18 protein-coding genes and 1 pseudogene are annotated in these 18267 nt (G+C 69.1%); 9 read left to right on the top strand and 10 right to left on the bottom strand.

The genetic code is table 11. From position 1 onward, the window contains the following. Nucleotides 1–719: 719 nt before the first annotated feature. The 4 genes from BZY54_RS13145 to BZY54_RS13130 all read left to right on the top strand — a co-directional run bounded on the left by BZY54_RS13145 (nucleotide 720) and on the right by BZY54_RS13130 (nucleotide 4291). Nucleotides 720–1847 carry an LLM class flavin-dependent oxidoreductase gene (locus BZY54_RS13145; protein ID WP_086725360.1) on the top strand — a complete coding sequence of 376 codons (1128 nt, stop codon included), beginning with the start codon at nucleotides 720–722 and terminating at the stop codon, nucleotides 1845–1847. Further along, nucleotides 1844–2386, top strand: a complete 543-nt coding sequence (locus BZY54_RS13140) for a GNAT family N-acetyltransferase (RefSeq protein ID WP_086725359.1) — start codon at nucleotides 1844–1846, stop codon at nucleotides 2384–2386. The genes BZY54_RS13145 and BZY54_RS13140 overlap by 4 nt, the downstream gene beginning before the upstream one ends. A gap of 139 nt (nucleotides 2387–2525) precedes the next feature. Further along, a complete protein-coding gene (gene ssuE, locus BZY54_RS13135) occupies nucleotides 2526–3083 on the top strand; it encodes an NADPH-dependent FMN reductase (RefSeq protein ID WP_086725358.1) in 558 nt (185 codons plus the stop codon). 50 nt (nucleotides 3084–3133) lie between these two features. Further along, nucleotides 3134–4291: an LLM class flavin-dependent oxidoreductase gene (locus BZY54_RS13130; RefSeq protein WP_086725357.1), complete on the top strand. Its 1158-nt coding sequence runs from the start codon at nucleotides 3134–3136 to the stop codon at nucleotides 4289–4291. Nucleotides 4292–4343: 52 nt separating this feature from the next. Here BZY54_RS13130 and BZY54_RS13125 read toward each other — a convergent pair whose 3' ends face one another. Both BZY54_RS13125 and BZY54_RS13120 read right to left on the bottom strand, forming a co-directional pair. Continuing rightward, nucleotides 4344–4583, bottom strand: a complete 240-nt coding sequence (locus tag BZY54_RS13125) for a HEAT repeat domain-containing protein (protein ID WP_244217136.1) — start codon at nucleotides 4581–4583, stop codon at nucleotides 4344–4346. 175 nt (nucleotides 4584–4758) lie between these two features. Further along, a complete protein-coding gene (locus BZY54_RS13120) occupies nucleotides 4759–5175 on the bottom strand; it encodes an ester cyclase (protein WP_086725355.1) in 417 nt (138 codons plus the stop codon). A gap of 576 nt (nucleotides 5176–5751) precedes the next feature. On the opposite strand from BZY54_RS13120, the gene BZY54_RS13110 reads away from it, so the two are divergent. Together BZY54_RS13110 and BZY54_RS13105 are read left to right on the top strand one after the other, a co-directional pair. Then, a complete protein-coding gene (locus BZY54_RS13110) occupies nucleotides 5752–5955 on the top strand; it encodes a hypothetical protein (RefSeq protein WP_086725353.1) in 204 nt (67 codons plus the stop codon). Nucleotides 5956–5987: 32 nt separating this feature from the next. Next, a complete protein-coding gene (locus BZY54_RS13105; protein ID WP_167413988.1) occupies nucleotides 5988–6971 on the top strand; it encodes a DJ-1/PfpI family protein in 984 nt (327 codons plus the stop codon). 248 nt (nucleotides 6972–7219) lie between these two features. Here the strand turns inward: BZY54_RS13105 and BZY54_RS13100 are convergent, their stop codons facing one another. The 3 genes from BZY54_RS13100 to BZY54_RS13090 form a co-directional block, all read right to left on the bottom strand. Further along, a complete protein-coding gene (locus BZY54_RS13100) occupies nucleotides 7220–7468 on the bottom strand; it encodes a hypothetical protein (RefSeq protein WP_244217142.1) in 249 nt (82 codons plus the stop codon). 8 nt (nucleotides 7469–7476) lie between these two features. After that, nucleotides 7477–8877 (bottom strand): SLAC1 family transporter, encoded by a 1401-nt coding sequence (locus BZY54_RS13095; RefSeq protein WP_167413987.1) that lies wholly within the window; start codon nucleotides 8875–8877, stop codon nucleotides 7477–7479. A 462-nt stretch (nucleotides 8878–9339) separates the two neighbouring features. Continuing rightward, nucleotides 9340–9999, bottom strand: a complete 660-nt coding sequence (locus tag BZY54_RS13090; protein ID WP_086725350.1) for an NADPH-dependent FMN reductase — start codon at nucleotides 9997–9999, stop codon at nucleotides 9340–9342. 325 nt (nucleotides 10000–10324) lie between these two features. Here BZY54_RS13090 and BZY54_RS13085 point away from each other — a divergent pair, with 325 nt between their 5' ends. Then, a complete protein-coding gene (locus tag BZY54_RS13085; protein WP_086725349.1) occupies nucleotides 10325–11758 on the top strand; it encodes a gluzincin family metallopeptidase in 1434 nt (477 codons plus the stop codon). 13 nt (nucleotides 11759–11771) lie between these two features. Here the strand turns inward: BZY54_RS13085 and BZY54_RS13080 are convergent, their stop codons facing one another. Together BZY54_RS13080 and BZY54_RS13075 are read right to left on the bottom strand one after the other, a co-directional pair. Further along, entirely contained in the window at nucleotides 11772–12002 is a 231-nt protein-coding gene (locus BZY54_RS13080; RefSeq protein WP_086725348.1) for a hypothetical protein, read from the bottom strand. A gap of 10 nt (nucleotides 12003–12012) precedes the next feature. Then, nucleotides 12013–12921, bottom strand: coding sequence for a DUF6424 family protein (locus BZY54_RS13075; RefSeq protein WP_086725347.1), 909 nt, complete (start codon nucleotides 12919–12921; stop codon nucleotides 12013–12015). Nucleotides 12922–13473: 552 nt separating this feature from the next. Here BZY54_RS13075 and BZY54_RS13070 point away from each other — a divergent pair. After that, complete coding sequence (locus BZY54_RS13070) at nucleotides 13474–14097, top strand: lasso peptide biosynthesis B2 protein (RefSeq protein ID WP_244217134.1); 624 nt, start codon at nucleotides 13474–13476, stop codon at nucleotides 14095–14097. Nucleotide 14098: 1 nt separating this feature from the next. Beyond that, entirely contained in the window at nucleotides 14099–15919 is a 1821-nt protein-coding gene (locus BZY54_RS13065) for an asparagine synthase-related protein (protein WP_086725346.1), read from the top strand. On the opposite strand, the gene BZY54_RS13060 is transcribed toward BZY54_RS13065, so the two are convergent. From BZY54_RS13060 to BZY54_RS13050, 3 genes and pseudogenes are all read right to left on the bottom strand, one after another. Continuing rightward, nucleotides 15903–17132, bottom strand: a complete 1230-nt coding sequence (locus BZY54_RS13060) for a hypothetical protein (RefSeq protein ID WP_244217133.1) — start codon at nucleotides 17130–17132, stop codon at nucleotides 15903–15905. The genes BZY54_RS13065 and BZY54_RS13060 overlap by 17 nt on opposite strands. A gap of 368 nt (nucleotides 17133–17500) precedes the next feature. Further along, nucleotides 17501–17872 carry a YybH family protein gene (locus tag BZY54_RS13055; protein ID WP_086725410.1) on the bottom strand — a complete coding sequence of 124 codons (372 nt, stop codon included), beginning with the start codon at nucleotides 17870–17872 and terminating at the stop codon, nucleotides 17501–17503. A 21-nt stretch (nucleotides 17873–17893) separates the two neighbouring features. Further along, a pseudogene (locus BZY54_RS13050) lies at nucleotides 17894–18175 on the bottom strand (muconolactone Delta-isomerase family protein); the annotation flags it as partial. Nucleotides 18176–18267: the final 92 nt, after the last annotated feature.

The following is an 18267-nucleotide window of genomic DNA, read 5'->3' as shown; positions in this document are numbered from 1 at the left end:
GGAAGCCCACACGGCGGCCGGGATCCCCGGTCACCGTCGACGGCCGGCCCGGGCCTCGAGTGCGGTCGCCCTCTCCATCCGGGCGCGGAGTTCGGCCCCACGCGCCTTGAGCCTCTGAAGAGGTGTGCGCGGCAGGCTGCGGGCGGAGCCGCGCGCGTAGTGGTGTGCACCATCGGCCGGTGCGGCTGCCACGCGCGGCGGAGCCGGTCCCTCCTCGGTCGTATGCGGCCACGGCGCGCAGGTGCCGACCGCGCGGGAGTTGCCCGGCCTTCGTCCGGCATCCGGGCCGTAGTTGACGAGACGCGAGATGTACTGCTCAATTGATTGCATGAATGCCGAGCAGCGCCTGGTCACCCGTGGCCACATCGACTTCGGTCGGGTGTGGTCCGCCGCGTGTTGCGCCTGAAGCGGCGGCGGGCTGTCTGATCGGCCTCCCTCGGTCACCGCGCATCGGGTCGGTTCCTCCTCTCGTAGCACCGTCGCACGCCCGCGCTGACGCGCGCTGAACCCGCGTGGGAACGGTCCTGCGAGACCGGACACGCGCTGCCGCCGCCCTGCCTCGCCGAGGTCCATTGCCCCGGCGTCGTCACACCTGCTCACCCCCTCTCCCAGCACCCGAGGCGTGCCGTCGCACGGGCCGCAGGGCTGTTCCACCGTGCCCGCATGCTGCCCTGCTTGTCCGGGCACGGCACCGAAGACTTGAGGAAAGGCCATCTCCCATGCCAGTGGAGTTCCTCGGCATCGCCGCCACCAACGACGGCTCCGAAACCACCCCGCGCTCCGGCGCCGCCTTCGACAAGGAGTACACGCTCCGGCTCGCCCGTGCGCACGAGGAGCACGGGTGGGACCGGGTGCTGTTCGCCTACGGTTCCGGATCGCCGGATCCGGCGCCGGCCGCCGCGTTCATCGCGAGCAGGCTGGACCGTCTGCAGATCCTGCTCGCCCACCGCCCGAACGTCTCGTACCCGACCTTCGCCGCGAAGACCTTCGCCACCCTCGACCAGATCAGCGAGGGCCGGCTGACGGTGCACTTCATCACCGGCGGCAACGACCACGAGCAGGGCCGCGAGGGCGACACCCTCTCCAAGGACGAGCGCTACGCCCGCACCCGCGAGTACATCCGGATCGTGAAGAGGATCTGGACCAGCCACGAGCCCTTCGACCACGAGGGCGAGCACTACCGCTTCCACGACTTCGTCAGCGACGTCTTCCCCGTTCAACAGCCCCGTCCGAAGGTGTCGTTCGGCGGCTCGTCGCCTGCCGCCCACGCCGCTGGGGGCGCCGAGGCGGACATCTACTGCCTGTGGGGGGAACCCCTGGAGAAGACCGCCGAGCAGATCGAGAAGGTGAAGGCCGCCGCGAGGGCCGCGGGCCGTACCGACGTGCCGCGCATCCAGGTGGCGTTCCGCCCGATCATCGCCCCGACCGAGGAACTGGCCTGGGAGAAGGCCCACCGTACGGTCGGTGCCATTCGGGAGCGGCGCGAGGCCGGTCCTGCACGCCACCGCCGCAGCGGCGCCCCGGAGAACACCGGCTCGCAGCGACTGATCGCCATCGCCGAGGCGGGGGAGCGTTACGACCGAGCCCTGTGGACGCCGACCGCCGCCGCCACCGGTGGCGCAGGCAACTCCAACGCCCTGGTCGGCACCCCGGAGACGGTCGCCCAGGCCCTGCTGGACTACTACGACCTCGGCGTCGACGTCCTCTCCGCCCGCGGCTACGACCTGCTGGGCGACGCCATCGACTTCGGCCGGTACGTGATCCCGATCGTCCGTGAGGAGGTCGCCAAGCGCGACGCCGAGCGGGTGGCACGGGGTACGCAGACCCTGGCGGCGGTGGGCGAATGACTTCCGTGGCCCGGCCACCGTCCTCAGCCGACTTCAGCGTCATTCACGTCCCGGTCTCCGACCCGCGTGTCGGACCACTGCTGCGCGAACTCGGCCACGAGTACTCGACGCGCTACGGCAAGGACGCTCACGCCGAGATCGCCCGCTACCCCGACGAGGAGTTCACCCCGCCGTACGGAGGACTGCTCCTGCTGCTGCTGGAGCACGGCGAGCCTGTCGCGGGTGGTGCCTTCCGCCGCTACGACGCGACCACCGCCGAACTGAAGCGGATCTGGACGCACTCCGCCCACCGGCGGCGCGGTCTGGCCCGACGTGTCGTCGCCGAACTGGAACGCGAGGCAAGCACCCGCGGCTACCGGCGGATCTACCTGACCACAGGTCCGAGACAGCCCGAGGCCCGCGGCCTGTACCTGGCCACCGGCTACACCCCGCTGTTCGACACGGAGACCGACCCGGAAACGATCGGCCCGCTGCCCTTCGAGAAGCACCTGCCGGCCGAAGCACGTACAGCGCGCACGGGAATGGCAGCCGGCCGGTGAACCTCGAAGCGGTCAGAACACCACTACGACAGCGACACCCACCTCGCCCTCCAGTCCGGCCGGATCGACTTCTACCTCGGCCCCAGCCCGACCGCGCCTACCACGCGGCCATCCCGCTCCACGCTCCGAAGGATTCGCCATGGCCACCGTCCTGTCCGTCTCGGGAAGTCCCTCCGCCACTTCTCGTACCGCCCGCCTGCTGCGCCACCTGGACAGGCGGCTCACGGCCCAGGGACACGAGGTGATTCCGCTGGACGTCCGCACGATCCCCGCCGAGGCCCTGCTCGGCGCAGACTTCCGGCACCCGGCGATCGTCGAGGCGACCGCGCTGTTCGAACGTGCCGACGGAGTCGTGATCGGTACTCCCGTCTACAAGGCCGCCTACTCCGGGCTGCTGAAGTCCTTGCTCGATCTGCTGCCGCAGTACGGTCTGGCCGGCAAGACCGTCCTTCCACTCGCAACCGGCGGAACCACGGCGCACGTCCTGGCGATCGACTACGCCCTGCGCCCGGTGCTCAGTTCCATGGGCGCCGGGCACATCGTCCAGGGCTGGTTCACGCTGGACAAGGACATCGCGGTGGGCGACGACGGCACACTGACCGTCGCGCCGGGCCCGGCCGAGGCCCTCGCACAGGTCGTCGACCAGTTCTCCGAAGCCCTCGGCAGTCGTACGGCCCTGCTGGCGGCCGCCGGATGAACGCCCTGATCGTGACCGCCGACGACGCTGATAGAAAGGCGTGAGTTGCCGTGAGCCTCACCTTCCACTGGTTCCTGCCCACCAACGGCGACAGCCGTCATGTCGTCGGCGGCGGCCACGGCACCCCGGCCACCGCATCGGGACAGGACCGACCGCCGACGGTGGCCTACCTGAGCCAGATCGCCCGCGCCGCAGAGGACCTCGGCTTCACCGGTGCCCTGACCCCCACCGGCGCCTGGTGCGAGGACGCCTGGCTGACCACCGCGATGGTCAGCCAGAACACCGAGCGGCTGAAGTTCCTGGTCGCCTTCAGACCTGGGTTCGTCTCACCGACACTGGCCGCGCAGATGGCGTCCACCTTCCAGCGGCAGACCGGTGGCCGGCTGCTGCTCAACGTGGTCACCGGAGGAGAGAGCCACGAGCAGCGCGCCTACGGTGACTTCCTCGACAAGGACGCGCGGTATCGCCGTACCGGCGAATTCCTGCAGATCGTACGCGAGTTGTGGAAAGGCAGGACCGTCGACCTGGGCGGCGAGCACCTGCGGGTCGAGGACGCCAGGCTCTCGCGGCTGCCCGCCCCCGTCCCCGACGTGTACTTCGGCGGCTCGTCGCCGATCGCCGGTGAGGTCGCGGCGCGGTACGCCGACGTCTATCTCACCTGGGGGGAGCCGCCCCCCCAGGTCGCCGGGAAGACCGCTTGGATCAAGGGGCTGGCCGCCGAGCAGGGCCGTGCCCTTCGCTTCGGAATCCGGCTGCACGTGATCACCCGCGACACCTCCGAACAGGCGTGGGCGGAGGCGAACCGGCTCCTGGAGGGCTTCGACCTGGAGACGGTACGGTCGGTGCAGGCCGGGCTCGCCCACAGCGAGTCCGAGGGCCAGCAGCGCATGCTCGCCCTGCACGGCGGCAGCGGCGAGGCCCTGGAGATCCACCCCAACCTGTGGGCCGGCATCGGCCTGGTGCGCGGCGGGGCGGGGACAGCGCTGGTCGGCAGCCACGCCGAGGTGGCCGAACGGATCAAGGAGTACCACGACCTGGGCATCGAGGAGTTCGTCCTCTCCGGTTACCCGCACTTGGAGGAGGCGTACTGGTTCGGCGAGGGCGTCCTGCCGAGGCTTCAGGCGCAGGGCCTGTGGCGGCATCCGTACGGCCGGCAGGCAGTACCCTCGGTTCACACGCCCTTCGCCGCCGCCGGGAACCCGCGATGACCCACGTGGTCCCGGAACGCGACACGACTTCCGGTCCGACACCGGGACGCCGTCACAGTGCCCGCGCCGCGTAGGCCCTGACGTCCGCGTCCGCGTCCGCCGTCGCCGCGGCCAGGGCTGCTCGGGCCTCCTCGGCGGCACGGCGCCGGGTCAGGGCCGGTATTGCGGCCTTGCGGACGGCGGCGTCGCGGTCGGCGAGAGCCGCTGCCAGTGCCGGTCCGGTTCCCGGCGATGTGGTCTCCGTCAGGACGGCGACGGCCGTTCGGCGGACAGCGGGCTCGCGGTCGGTCAAGTGGGGTCGGGACACGGAGAGTTCGGGCTGGTCCTCCTGTGAGGGCGAGGAGTTCGCGGAGAGCGGTGTGGCCGCGCCTCAATGGATCACGCTCTGCCGATGCCTGGCCTGTGACCACGAGGCTCTGCCCGGCGGTTACGAAGCCGTGATCCACATTTGGATGCCCGCTCGTGGATCACACCTCGGCGAGGCCTAGTTGACGCAGCATGCCGAGTTCGTCGCTGCTGCCCCAACGTTCGACGAGCTTGCCGTCGCTGTCGAAGCGGCTGATCTGCATGCCTCGGTAGCTCACCTTCTTGCCGGTCGCCCGTTGCCCCATCAGCGGTCCCCGATGCGTCCCGGTGAGGGTGTAGGCGAACGCCAACTCGTCGTCGGTGGCCACCAGATGTTCCACCTCGACGTGCAGATCGGGAAAGGCTGCTCGCAATTCGCCGAACATGGCCTTGTACCCCTCGGGCCCCGGCACCTGGCCTGGGGCGGGATCATGATCGACCGAGTCGCGTGCGACGATCTCGTCGAGGGCCCCGAGGTTGCCGGTGACGACGGCCTCTGCGAAAGCAGTTTGTGCGGCGATGTTTGTTTGCTGAGACATAGGCACTCCCGGGCACGTGTCGGCCACCGGCCTTGTTCGTCGGCAGCGAAGTCCACGCGCCCACGAACGACGTATTGCGACCGTACACCGTCCACAGGCCCCCAGCATGTCTACCCGGCAGGCCTCCGGAGCAGCTGCTTTCCATCGGTGATCATGGTCCGCATACGTGGCAGGAGATGCCTGGTGATCCGAGCGCGGGTGTCTTCCTCCACATCGGCCAGCTGGCCCAGGCCGCCATCTGGCCGCTTGTGATCTTCTCGCGGACTGGGAGGTTTTACCTCCTGGCTGGGAGTTTGCCGGTCATGGCATTGGTGCCGGTGGCAGGCGCAGGATGGACCCCGGGAAGTCTCGTGAGCGTGCTCCGGAGTCGGCTGTGATCCGCTCTCGTCTGATCTGGAGCTCTCGTGGACCGGCGCCTCAACGAGTGGGCTGTGGCTCGTGGGCGGGATTCGTGCGGCCCGCGGCGGAGGCTGTGGGATGGCGTGTCTGCCACCACCGGCACTCGGTAGGGGGTCGCCGGGCGGGCGCTGGACGAGGGAGTCCCCGCGCACATCCCTCGTCGCGTAGGAGTTCGCAATGAACGGGACGTTCTTCATCGCCGGTGTCGGCAGGCCGGGTGGTGTCCGCACGCAGGAGGCACTGGCCACTGATGACCTTGTGATCGGTACGGTCGGCGAACCGGTCGTGCAGCACAGGGGCCTCCGCGAGGTGCTGGTCAGCGGCGACGCACTGATGACCGTGCTGTGTCCGCACCGGGCCCGGCCCAGGGGCATCCGGTGAACCGCAACCGGCCTGCGAGGGGCGCGCTCACCGTGACCGTGTTCGTCTTTCCGGGGGTGCGGTTGCTCGATGTGACCGGTCCCATCGAGGTGTTCACTTCGGCGAACGAGTTCGGCGGGCGCTATCGCGTGCAGACGGTGTCCGAGGACGGGGCGGAGGTGATCACCTCGGCCGGGACCCGCATCAGCGCTGACCTTGCCGTCGAAGACGTACATGAGCCGTGCGACGTTTTGGTGATCCCAGGCGGTCCGGAATGGGACACCTTGGTCGAGGACGACGCGTTCTTGGATGTCGTCCGGCGTCTGCATGAGAAGGCCCGCTGCACGGCATCGGTGTGCACGGGAGCGTTTCTGCTGGCAGCGGCCGGCCTGTTGGAGGGGCGTCGCGCTGCGACGCACTGGCGGCACTCGCGGCAATTGGCCCTGCGTTTCCCGTCTGTCAGGGTCGAAGCGGATGCGATCTTCGTGCGGGACGGGCGAATGATGACCTCGGCGGGTGTCAGCGCAGGTATCGACCTGTCCTTGGCGCTCGTTGAAGATCACTACGGTGCGGAGGTTGCTCGAGCGGTTGCCAAGGACATGGTCGTCTTCATGCAGCGACCGGGGGGCCAGTCCCAGTTCAGCGTCCGCTCCCAGGTCCCGCACTCCCGTCAGGAGGTGCTCCGGCGGCTGCTGGACGAGGTCGCCGAGAACCCCGGCGCCAACCACACGCTGTCGGCCATGGCACGCCGAGCGGGCCTCAGTGTCCGTCATGTGACCCGGCTCTTCTGTGAAGAGGTGGGAACCACTCCGGCTCGTTATGTGGAGCAAGTCCGGTTGGAAGCCGCCCGGGTGCTGCTGGAGACGGGTGATGACTCCATGCCGGTGGTGGCGCGGCGGACAGGATTCGGCTCACCCGAGTCGATGCGCAGAGCTTTTGTGCGGCACCTGGGTGTGACGGCTGGTGCGTACCGGGCCAGGTTCCGCACGACCGGGGCAGGCACGAAGGATGCGGTGTCCGAAGCGGTCTCGCCGTAGTCGAGGACCGAATGTGTGTCACCGTTGTCCTCCGGCTGCGGCCCGGCACACGTGGTTCTTGCGAGTTGAACGCCTCAGGAAACGTCCGTGGACAAGGCCGGTGTGCGGCCTTGCCTCCTACGACGGCGTCCGAGGGGCACGGCGTCGGCCTCACCGAGCGGCAGGCGATCGGCAAGACGGCGCGCCCGCACCTCGACGCGATGGACCGGCCTTGCGCATCCTTCCGCGGCTGATGGCAGGCGGCGTGGTCAGTGGAAAGCGGATGCCACGAGTTGCTTCTGCTCGCCGGTATGGCGCCGGGCGGAGGCCACGGCCGGGGCCGACGCCTGCGAGCGGCTGATGTGTTCGACGGGACGGTTCGCCAGGCGCTGCACGTGCGGCCCCACGAAGAGCCAGGCTCCGTGGTTCTCCGGCTCCTCCTGCACCCACCGCACCTCCGCGTCGGCGGGGAAGCGGGCGAGTTCCGCATTGAGCTCCTGCTCCGGGAACGACGACAGGCGGCTGCTCAGCCCTTCTCGTGCGTCAGCGTCAGATCGAAGGCGTCGTAGCCGCTGCCGCCGAGGGTGAGGGAAGTGGCTTGGGCCGGGTAGCCCGCAGCGACGACTGTGTAGTGGTCGAGTTCCAGATCGGAGAAGGCGTAGGAGCCGTCCTCGGCGGTGTATGTGTCGCGGACGACGTCGCCGGCCGGGTCGAGGAGAGTGACACGGGCCTGGGAGATCGGGCGGCCGTCAGTGGTGGTGCGGACGGTTCCCTTGAGCACGGTCGGCCCGTCGAGCCGCCCCTCCGGCACGACAGGTCGCCGGAGCGCGTGTCCGGCGGCGCACCTGCGCCACATGTGCCTGGCGGCATGGCGCAGCGAGTGGCCGGCCACCACCGCCCAGGCGATGACGAGCAGCCCATAGAGCACCGCGGCCACCCAGGTGAGCACCAGCGAATCGGTCCGCGCCGCAAGGGCGCCGGTGGCCGTCACGCAGGCGCCGACCGGGAAGATGAAAGACCACCAGGTGGGCGCGAAGGGCAGCCCCGCCCGGATCGTCCGTATGGTCAGCCCCGTGGCCAGCGCCAGCCACAGCATCGTGAAGCCCCACACCGCAATCCCGCCCAGCAGCGCGAACACCGCGGTGCCCTGCGCGTAGGGCGCAGGCAGTGTGCTCGGCGCTGCCGCGGCCAGCGCGCCGAGCGCCGTCACCGACTGCCCCAGCGCCCCCGCCCCGATCCACACCGTCGGCACCACCGTTCCCGTGGGGGCCTCGTGGTGCACCAGGCGGCCGTAGATCATGGACAGCACCAGCACCACTGCGACGAGGCCGAGCCCGAGCATCGCGTAGCAGCCCAGCAACAGGGCGAGCCGCAGCTGCCCGGCCGGTGCGTGAGGGAAGAGCAGCGCACCCGTCGCAGCCGACACCATCGGCGGCACCACAGGCATCAGCCAGCCCCCGAACGCCGCGTCCGGTGCGAAGCGGTGCCGGGTGACCATGAGATAAGGCACCGTGCACGCCGTGACAAGACCGAGCACCGTACCGAGCGACCACAGCACCCAGTCCACGTCCAGCGCCGCATCGAGCCCAATCAGCCGGCGGCCGAACAGCAGCGCCCCGGCACCCACCGTGAGGAGCGCCATCGGTGGCGCCCCGAAGAACTGGGCCATCACCGGATCACCGGCGTGCAACCGCAGTGCCCGCTGGCGGAGGTAACAGGTGGTCAGCAGGATCAGCAGGACCGCAGCGCCCAGCCAGACCACCATGGCGGCAGTCTGCAGCCCGTGGAAACTCCATGGCGCAGTGGCGGCCGCGTTGGCGACGATGGCAGTGCCCATCACGGCCGCGAACCAGCTGGGGCTGAGGAGCGGACGCTTCTCTCTGTTTACCGTAGGCGCCGAAGAGCCGGCGCACGGGGAGTGATTCATTCCCCAGACCCTAGGCCGGGTTGAGGCAGCACTGTCGAACATGTCCCGATGTAAGCGCTGCATGGCACACATCGAGGGACGACCGTCATAGCGGGAGCAACCTCAAAGAGTCGAACCGGCCGGCGGCTGGCGGGGACGGTGCGACGGCAACGGCGGTGAGCCTGGCGAGCGTGGCTTGGAGGGGCTGCACACGACTCGGGTTCGGTTCCCCGTTCAGGTGGCGGGACAGCTTCGCAGGGGCGTAGGCGTACGAGGTCCCACGCTCCTGCTTTCCACGCGCTCGGGAGCTCCCAAGCCCGTCGACGCTCTGCTGTGCACCGCCGGGCCGGTGAAGGCTGCTGGTCGAGTTGTCACTGGGCCCCTTCCAACCTGACGCTCTCGTCCGGCAGCAGGTCGATGAGGCCCGGGCGGTGGGACCGCGAGTGCGCGCCCGACGCCGGGTCGCCGACGCCGCAGCCGTTGTCAGCCCTCGGCGCGATGGGTGACGGGGGCGTCGGTGTGGTCACCCGGAAACTCGTACCAGCGGCGTCGCAGGCAGATGTACCGGGTGTCGGCTTCGACGAGGTGGAGGAAGCCCGCGACGGTCTCGGCCAGCCGCTCCTGCGCCCCGGGATGCGCGAGCTCGCCGTCCTTGGTGAAGCCGTGGTGGGCCTCGGGAAGGCTGAACATGTCCGGGTAGACCCGGGTGCCCAGGTGCTCCAGGGGGATCCTCAGCGTCCACAGCCCGCGGTTCCCGCCGATCAGCGAGGGGGAAGCCGACACCAGCAGCGCGTGCTTGGTCTTGAAGGGTTGCGGTCTGATACGCGAGACCCAGTCGATGGCGTTCTTGAGCACCCCGGGAACCGAGGCGTTGTACTCGGGGGAGGAGATGACGAAGGCTTCGGCGCGGTTCAGCCGGTCGAACAGGGCCAGCGCCCCCTGGGGCAGGCCGTGTGCTGCTTCGGCGTCCCCGTCGTACAGCGGCATGTCGAAGTCGCGCATATGGGCGAGGTCCACCTCGGCACCGGCCTCGACGAGCAGTCGCGCGGTGAGGGAGGCGAGGCGGACGTTGAGGGACTCAGCCCGCAGCGCGGCGCCGAGGACGAGCACGCGCACAGGGCCGGGCCCGGTGTCCGTTGTCATGATGCCTCCTTCCGTCGGACGTGCTCTGCCGGGCAGTCTGCTTGGGCTCGGCCCGCCGTTCGAGAGGCCCCGCTCACCCTTGCGGGCGCTGCACCCGATCGGCTCAATCCCGAGGCTTCGGGCACGGGCGCGTGTGCACCGGCCACGGACCACAGTCACCGGTCCGCTCACCTGCTGCGACGACCGGTCGGCGGGTGCCGCGCCTGCTTCTGCCCGGATTGACACCGGCCTGCCAGGGCCTCGTACTGGTCACGAGGAAATCTTGGCCAAGGGTTTTCCTGTGGGGGATTCCGCCATCCGTGATCTCTCCGACCAGGGAGGCTCCATGACGTTGCAGCAACAACAACCCACCACCCCCACGGTTCTGGTGTACGAGGACGACCCCGGATATCCGCCACAGGTCAACGTGCCCGTACCGCATCCAGTCCCACAGCTCGACACACAGCCCTTCCCGACGGCCATCGCGGAGGCCGCGCCGCAGCCGGACAGTGCCGGGCCGGGCACCGAGGCGTTCCGCTACTGGGTGGCGGCCGATGCCCTCAGCCGGGCCAGCCAGACCTGGGGGCCGCTGGTGCCGGCCGGAACGCAATGGCATCCGACGGTCGGCCGCGCGCTGACCGCGCACCTCAACGCGGGAGACGACCTCAACGCCTTCTACGACCGCAGAGGTCTGTGGTTCTTCCGTCGCACGGTGGCAGGTGTCACCGTCGCCGCGTGCGAGAGCAACGAGGTCGTCGAGCATGAGACGGGGCACGCGATCCTCGACGCCCTGCGCCCCCAGCTGTTCAACGCGGCGAGTGCCGAGACGGCGGCCTTGCACGAGGCCTTCGGTGACATCAGCGCCCTGCTGAGCTCACTGCGGCTGGAATCGCTGCGGATCGCGGTACTTGCCGAGACGCAGGGCGACCTGGAACTGTCCTCGAGGGTGTCGAGAATGGCCGAGCAGTTGGGCTGGGCGATCCGCCAGGGTCACCCGACCGCGGTCGACCGTGACTGCCTGCGCAACCTGTCGAACAGCTTCTTCTACCGGGACCCGGTGGAGCTGTCGCCCAACGGTCCCGCGAACATGCTGTGCAGCGAGCCGCACTCGTTCTCGAGGGTGTTCAGCGGAGCCTTCCTGAAGATCGTGGCCGGGATCTTCCGGCAGCAGGACCTGCAGGACCAGGCCGGTCTGGCCGCTGCGGCCGACATCGCGGGACAGCTGCTGGTGGATGCTGTGGTGTCCGCGCCCGTGGTGTCCGCCTACTACGCGCAGGTCGCGGGTCACATGATCGCCGCGGACCAGCGCCGGAACGGCGGCAAATACGGTCAGTCCCTGCGCTCGGCGTTCATCCGGCACGGCATTCTCTCCTTGGAGGCCGCCGTGTCCATCACCGAGCCGGAGGTGGCACGCCGAGGCGCCGGAATGGCCGAGGCGCAGCCGGGCGGTGGCGACGAGGAGGGTCTGACGGCCGTCACGATCCACGGGGCGACGTACGGCGTCACTCAGCCCCTCACCCTCTCCGCCCCGGCGCAGGAACGCCGGTTCGGCATCGCGGGCTCCGACCCCGCCGGCGGCTCGTTGCGGCCCGCCGACCCCGAGCGGGTCGCCACGTCGTACCTCGAGGACCTCTTCCGCCGAGGCCGGGTCGACGTACCCGAGGAGCACCGCACCGATGCGGCGTTCGTCGACGACAACCCCTCCCGGCTCAAGACGCACCAGATCACGCGAAGCTCGACCGGCGAGGGTCTCACCCTGGTCCGGCGGTGCTTCGACTGAGCGGGTAGCGGGATCAGCGGAAGAAGCGCAGACGGCGGACGGTGAGCCGTCCGTCGTCCTCGCGCTTGATGACGTGCGTGGTTCGCGCCGTGGGCTCCTCGCCCTCGAAAACCGCCTCGCCCCTCGCCAGCAGGTCACCGATGAATTTCTCGGTCGCCCGGCGCTCGGCGTCGTCACGCTCGGCCTCACCGCTCCGCCCGCCTTCGCCGGCGCCCCTCCGGCCGTCGTCACTGTTTTTGCTCACAGAGCGTATTTTATTCGGCTTTGCGCCGAACACCTGTCGGCGATCGCCGCGCCGCCGCGGAGTGCGGCGCCGGCGGGCCGGACGCGGTCCGTCGTCCAGGGGCGATCTGCTGGGCGAAGGCCTGCAGCGCGACCGGGCTGTTGGGCGGCAGCACGGCCATCTTTCCCTGCTCCTGCGCTTCCACGAACGCTGCGGCTGCCTCGCTCTCCTCCGAAACGTGGACCAGACGTACGTGACCGTCGCCCGAGCCTCGCCGGTCCACCGGCGCGACCGCGCCGTGCGTCCCGTCGGGCAGGGTCACCCACAGCTCGAAGTCCTGGTACCGGACGAAGTCCGCGCCCTTCACGGGCCACGGGTAGTGGTGCTCCCCGGGAACCTGAGGCAGGACCCCCTGGTGATTGCCGTGGCTCATCGGTACGCAGGCGTTGAACAGGCAGTCGGTCCACCGTTCGACGGCATCGGCGTCCGTGATCGGAGTACGCAGCAGCTGTTCGGCCTCTTCGTACCCGAGCGCCGCCAGGGCAGGCAGAGTGAGTGGGAATGCGTCGACGAGCTCAGCCGCTTCCTCGCGCAGCCGGTCGACCTTCGACGGCTCGGCGCAGAACTGCATGCTCCACTCGATGCCGACCCTGGCGCGGTACATCCGCCAGCCGTTCTTCCCCTTGACCCACAGGCTGCCGCCGTGGTGCATCTCCCAATGCTGGGCGCCGGTCGGCCTGGACCCGTAAGGGAGGTCGTCATTGTCCATCTCAGCGAGAATCTTGTGCACCGTCCTCTTGGCCGCGCGGAAGTACGCCGACTCGTAACGCTTGGGATGGTCGACCAGGCGTATCTTCCAGGGGTGGTTCTCCGACTCCACGCCGCCGGGTTTCGGCCCGGCCGGAGTCCTGTGCGGTGCCGCGGTACCGGAAGTGGTCATGATGGTTCTCCTCGCGCCGAACGCACGGGCCCGCACGCGTCGGCCCGCGCCGCCGAGTCCCCCTCGCCCCACCCTGTCGTCCGTAAGCGTTTCGTGGGGCGAGCCGCGGTGGGCTCACGCGGATCGGTTGGAAGGACTGGTGCTCGATGAGCAGTCGTCTGAGAGGGCAGGTCCCGACAAGTGAGCCTGGATGGACCGAAGTTCGGGCGACCCGTCCGCTCCGCGCTCCAGTGAGCGCCGGGACGTGCCCCGCTACGGCCACCCTATTCCTGCAGCCAGGTTGGCGCAGGACGCAAGGACTTGGGGTCGAAGCGGCCGAATGAAGGCCGCGGTTCGGTTGCGGGCTCCTCAGGTCGGAGTAGCCTGGAATTGATGGTTTCTGCCTGATTATGGAGTTAGGCGATGTTTCACCGATTTCTGAGGCTTCGTAGGCCGCGTCGGCTCGTCCTTCTCGGCAATGGCCGTCTGATCCGGGGGTTCAGCGGCGGATTCTTCGACGGTCACGGATACCACTCCTGACACCGGTCGCGAGGGAACCCCGGAGGATGTGCGGTGGCAGATGACACCGATGCCCTGGTGGCCATGGCGAGCATTCTGTCACCGCATTGCCGTGTCACCCGGATGTCCAGCGGAGCGCTGATCGCGGACTGGAAGCGGACGCGCTTTCTCGGGATGACGACGACGGACGTCCACAGGCTCAGCGAAGGAAGTCGTGAGGAACGCGCTGAACTCGTCGCCTGCCTCGTCCGTGCCGGCTGCGCGCCCCACCGCCGGGAGCGGTATTCGGACGTCGGTATCGGGCTCTGGCTGCGTGGAGTGCACCTGCTGATCCGGACCATGGGATTCGGGCGCGTCCTTCGGATGCTGTCCTTGGCAGCCCCGGACTACGTCCGTGCGGATCTTCCCGACGCGGACGAGGTCGGACGCCTGAAAGCGGCCGTGCAGTCACACAGCCGCAGAAGCTGGCTCGTCAACGGCGACTGCAAGTCGGAGGCCGTGACGGCCTTCGTCCTGCTGCGGCGGTGCGGCCTGAAGGCGGTACTCCACGTAGGGGTGCGCGAACACCCGTTCGCTCTGCATGCCTGGACGTCCTCGGCCGGCCTGTGCATCCCGGACGCCGATCCGCGCGGGCACGCCTTCACACCGGTGCTCGCGATCGACCGCGGAGGACAGTGACATGGAGGCGCTCCGCCTCGAGTGGGCGGGGGGCACACTGAGGCTCTGGATCGACGAGGCCATGGAGCGTCAGGGGCTCGTCACGACGGTCTCTTCGCGGGCCGGCGCGGCGGCCGTCGTCGGCTGGGCCGGATCGGTGCGTGACCGAGTGACGGGCGTGCGCGGCCTCCTCGACGACTTCGCCCGACAGGGATCGGCCCCGCCTCTGCCGGCCGGCGACTACGCCGCCGTTCTCGTGTGCCGCGACCGCATCCTCATGATGCGGGATGAACAGGCACGCGTCCCCTTGTTCTTCCGGGAGTCAGGTGGCCGCGTGCGCGCCGTCAGCACCTCGGCCCGCTCCCTGGGCAGCGTCACGGAGCTCGAACGCGACTACTTCTGCCGTTACCTCACCGGGAACATGGCCCAACAGCACTGGGACATCACCCCTTTCGCCGAGGTGCACCGCGTCCTCGGCGGCGAGGTGGTGGAGCTGTCGCTCACCGGGCGGATGCGCAGTCGGGTGCTGCGAGGTGGCCGACACTACGACTCGCCCGTCGCGACAGCAGACGGGGCCCGCCCCCACCTCCGTGAGGCCGCGAAGGACCTGCGCCTCGTGCTGGAGCACGCCGTCGGGCGCCGCATGGGAACGCTGACGGCCTGTCACGTCTCCGGCGGCACCGACTCCACCAGTGTCGCGCTGCTCGCAGCACGTCTACTGGCCGCGGGGCGGGTCAGCGCCGGGGAGCTCCTCCTGCTCTCCGGCCGCTTCTCCGGTGGAGAGCTGGCAGGCGAGCGGCCGTACCTCGACGCGGCGTTGGAGGAGATCTCCCGTCAGACACCCATGGCCCGCCCGGTGATCGTCGATGCCGACGATGTGACCGACTTCGACGACTTCCAGCACCACGCGGGAGACGCGGACGAGCCGTACGCGCACGCCTTCCGCGCCCCGTTCTGGGCCAGGCTTCACGCCGCTGCCGCGGAACTGGGTTGTGACACTCTCCTGACCGGTTGCGGTGCCGATCCGGTGGTCGACGCCAACCCGTTCCACCTGCACAGGCTCGCCCGCACGGGACGGCTCCGGCAGCTGACCAAGCAGGCACGGGCCTGGGCCGCATGCAGCGAACGGGGCTCGCGGGACATCTTCCACGCCTACGTCGTCCAGCCGGCTCTCCCGCTGGCAACCGAACGCATCACGGCACTCGCCCGCAGCGGCACGGTGCTGGGCGGCCTCGGCAACTTCAACCGCCCACGATGGCTGCGATCCGGATTCGCCCGAACCCACGGCTACCGTTCGGCCAGCATCGCGGAGAGCCGCTTCGTCTTCGGACGCAAGCCGGAGCAGTCGCTCTACGACGCGGCCAACTACCTCGCCGCTCCTGACCCGCTGTCGTGGCACCGCGCCCGACTGGACGGGTTCTTCCTCTCGCACCCCTTCCTCGACCCGGAGGTCGTCGCCATGATGCGCCGCCTGCCTGTCGACGCCACGTTCCATGCGAGCCGTCCCAAGGAGGTTCTGCGTGAGGCCATGGCGGACCTGCTCCCGGCCCGGATCCGCGGCAGGGCGGTCAAAATTCCTTTCAACGATCTCTACGTCCGCGGATTGCGGCGGCACTGCGACGAGCTCATCGACCTGTGCCGTTCCGCCCGGCATCCGCTGATCGCGGAGATGTTCGACGTGGAGACGCTGTGCCAGGCAGTGCGGGAGGCTCAGCTCGGCACGGGGGACGCATACGCCTGCGATCGTGTGAACAGCTCGCTCGCCCTGGTGATGTGGCTGGAACGGCTGGACGAGCGCTCCAGCGCGCTCAGCCCGGCAGTTCCTGTCATCGCTGGCTCTTGATGTCCCACAGAGTGCGTTTGATCGGGCCCGTGACGACGTCGGAGAGACCGTACCGGCTGTTCAGCTCGCGTAGTTCCTGTCCGGTGGGATAGCGGCCGTCCTCGCCGTTTCGCGCAACGGCTGACGAGACATTTGAGCCGTGCGCACCGAATTGCCAGTAGACGTTCACGTAGCGCGGGTCCCTCGTATGTTCGTCGATCGAGTTGTTCTCATGCACCCTGGCCTGGTAGACGATGGTGTCGAGGCCGTTTTTCTCTTCATCCTTCACCCACGCGGGGACCTTGCTGTTCTCCTTCCAGGAGTACGCCTTGAATTGAAGCGGTGGCTCGAGGCCGAGCCGGTCCTTGCGGGCGAGGCTTGCGCTGGCATAGACCGCCACCTGGTCGTACGGTGTGTCGATGGGCAGTTGCACCACCACTCGGGTGGTGAACATGTCACTCGACTCGACCCACCCCCCATAGGACATCCATGGTTGTGCCTCCACCAACTGACCGGGCTGGTGGATTTCCCTACGGGAGAGGGGGTTCACCTCCTGGGAATTGCCCCACTGCTCGGCATCGGTTCGCCATTGCTGGCGGAGCCGGTCCGTCGAGCTCAGCGGAACCCGTTCCCCCATGGCGTGGAATTCGGTGCCGAGTACGTAGAAACCCACGTCACCGTGGTTTTCGAGCGTGATGTCGACCGGTACGGCGAATGCCTTCCGGTCCTGACTCAACACGGGCTGGCCCATGGACAACTTGAGGAGAGGCCTGGTCTGACGCTGGTACGGCTGATAGAGGTTCTGGTAACCGAAATTGGCGATCGCGATGACCGAGGACACGATCACTGCCGCGGCCACCCGCTTCGGAGCGGGGATCACGACCGATGTCCGCCACACCGCGAAGACGGCCCATGCCGAACCAGCCGTGAGCGCGGCGAACAGCGCCCGGTAGGTCGCGGAATCGCCGTCCCTCACTGTCTCGCCCAGGAGCCAGGTGTTGGTCAGCAGTGCCGCGAACGCGCCGATCAGCGCGACCACGCCGGAGTAGGGGAAGCTGTGCCGGAACCAGTGGTCCACGACCGCGGCAGCCGCCAGGAACGTGGCGAGCGCGACCACGATGAGGACGGCACCGGTGATGCGCCCGGGGAAAGTCAGAGCATGGAAGAAGTCGTCAAGGCCGAACAGACTCAGCAGAAGAGTCGTCATGAGGAGGACCAGCAGGATCACTGCCATGGACACCCGGGACCACAGGGTTCCCGGTGGGGGCCGACGCACCTTCAGGTGCGAGCCGGAGTGAGACCTCGGGGGAGTCCCCATGCGACCACCTCCTGCGGCCACCGGCCGGCCGCGACGTTCCTGCTGTGCCGACGGTGACGACCGGCACCGGACCAGCAGATCCGGCGTCGGTCAGCGCATGTCTCCGGCGGCACTGCACGTGTGAAGCGCGGACCCAGAAGATCTGCCGCCGCGCCTTGATCACCATCGTCCGTGGTGATCAATCGGGGCGCCAACCAGAAGCCTCTGGACGTGGGAACTTCCGGCACTCGCCGCTTTTACCGGAGGTTGTGGGCGACTCGGCCCGGGGCGAACTCGGCTCGCGATCAGCCGAGCCGGGACACCTGATAGTGGGCGATGCGCCACTGGTCGGCGACGCGCCTGAGGACCACGCTGAGAGTCACCTCGAGGGTCGGCCGGTCGGTGAACGAGAAGTCGACACCCAGGTAGCCGAGCAGGACGTCCTCGGCCAACTGCCGTGTCTGCAGCACCTCGTAGTCCGCCGTCAACCCGAGGGGCTGGGAGTCGTAGTACTCGGCGACACCCTGACGGCCGACGGTGTAGGGGCGTAGTCCCTGGAAGACGGCGTCCTCGGTGAAGCAGGAGGCGACCCGCTGCGGTTCGTGCGCATCCACGGCGGACTTCCATCTGTCCATGACGCCACGCAGGATCGCCTCCTGCGCTGTCGTGCTGCTCACCAGGGTTCTGCCGCCGGTCGAGCCCGGGTCGTTGGGATGCGGCTCCAGGGCGGTGACCACCCCGGTCATCCACGGCCACAGAGGCAGCGTTCCGAGGACCTTCTCGTGCAGGTCCGCCTCGCTGTCGGCGCGCCACACACCGATGCTGCGGAGCTCGCCCACAGGGCGCCACAACCGGACCAGGTGACCGGCTGCGGCGAGTTCCTCGGCCCGTGCGGCCTCTTCGGCGCGGCGGCGGCTGACCTCCGCGGAGTCGGTGCCCTCGGGCACGGTCGTGGTGATCTCGACCAGGAACTCCTTCATGGTCTCTTCCTCTCTCGGTTGTGCGGGGCGGGCTGTCTCGGGGCGGTCAGAAGCCGGTGAGTCGGCGGCCGGGGGGGGGTTTCCGAGCTGTC

Source organism: Streptomyces carpinensis (assembly GCF_002154505.1).
GTDB lineage: Bacteria > Actinomycetota > Actinomycetes > Streptomycetales > Streptomycetaceae > Streptomyces > Streptomyces carpinensis.
The sequence above is the reverse complement of the archived record's forward strand: the minus strand, read 5'-3'. Positions and strand labels throughout refer to the sequence as shown.

Excerpts from the sequence above, each read along its gene's own strand:
- BZY54_RS13145 (WP_086725360.1), top strand. The coding sequence starts at position 720 with ATGCCAGTGGAGTTCCTCGGCATCGCCGCCACCAACGACGGCTCCGAA.
- BZY54_RS13140 (WP_086725359.1), top strand. The coding sequence starts at position 1,844 with ATGACTTCCGTGGCCCGGCCACCGTCCTCAGCCGACTTCAGCGTCATT.
- ssuE (WP_086725358.1), top strand. The coding sequence starts at position 2,526 with ATGGCCACCGTCCTGTCCGTCTCGGGAAGTCCCTCCGCCACTTCTCGT.
- BZY54_RS13120 (WP_086725355.1), bottom strand. The coding sequence starts at position 5,175 with ATGTCTCAGCAAACAAACATCGCCGCACAAACTGCTTTCGCAGAGGCC.
- BZY54_RS13110 (WP_086725353.1), top strand. The coding sequence starts at position 5,752 with ATGAACGGGACGTTCTTCATCGCCGGTGTCGGCAGGCCGGGTGGTGTC.
- BZY54_RS13095 (WP_167413987.1), bottom strand. The coding sequence starts at position 8,877 with ATGAATCACTCCCCGTGCGCCGGCTCTTCGGCGCCTACGGTAAACAGA.
- BZY54_RS13090 (WP_086725350.1), bottom strand. The coding sequence starts at position 9,999 with ATGACAACGGACACCGGGCCCGGCCCTGTGCGCGTGCTCGTCCTCGGC.
- BZY54_RS13085 (WP_086725349.1), top strand. The coding sequence starts at position 10,325 with ATGACGTTGCAGCAACAACAACCCACCACCCCCACGGTTCTGGTGTAC.
- BZY54_RS13075 (WP_086725347.1), bottom strand. The coding sequence starts at position 12,921 with ATGACCACTTCCGGTACCGCGGCACCGCACAGGACTCCGGCCGGGCCG.
- BZY54_RS13065 (WP_086725346.1), top strand. The coding sequence starts at position 14,099 with ATGGAGGCGCTCCGCCTCGAGTGGGCGGGGGGCACACTGAGGCTCTGG.
- BZY54_RS13060 (WP_244217133.1), bottom strand. The coding sequence starts at position 17,132 with ATGGCAGTGATCCTGCTGGTCCTCCTCATGACGACTCTTCTGCTGAGT.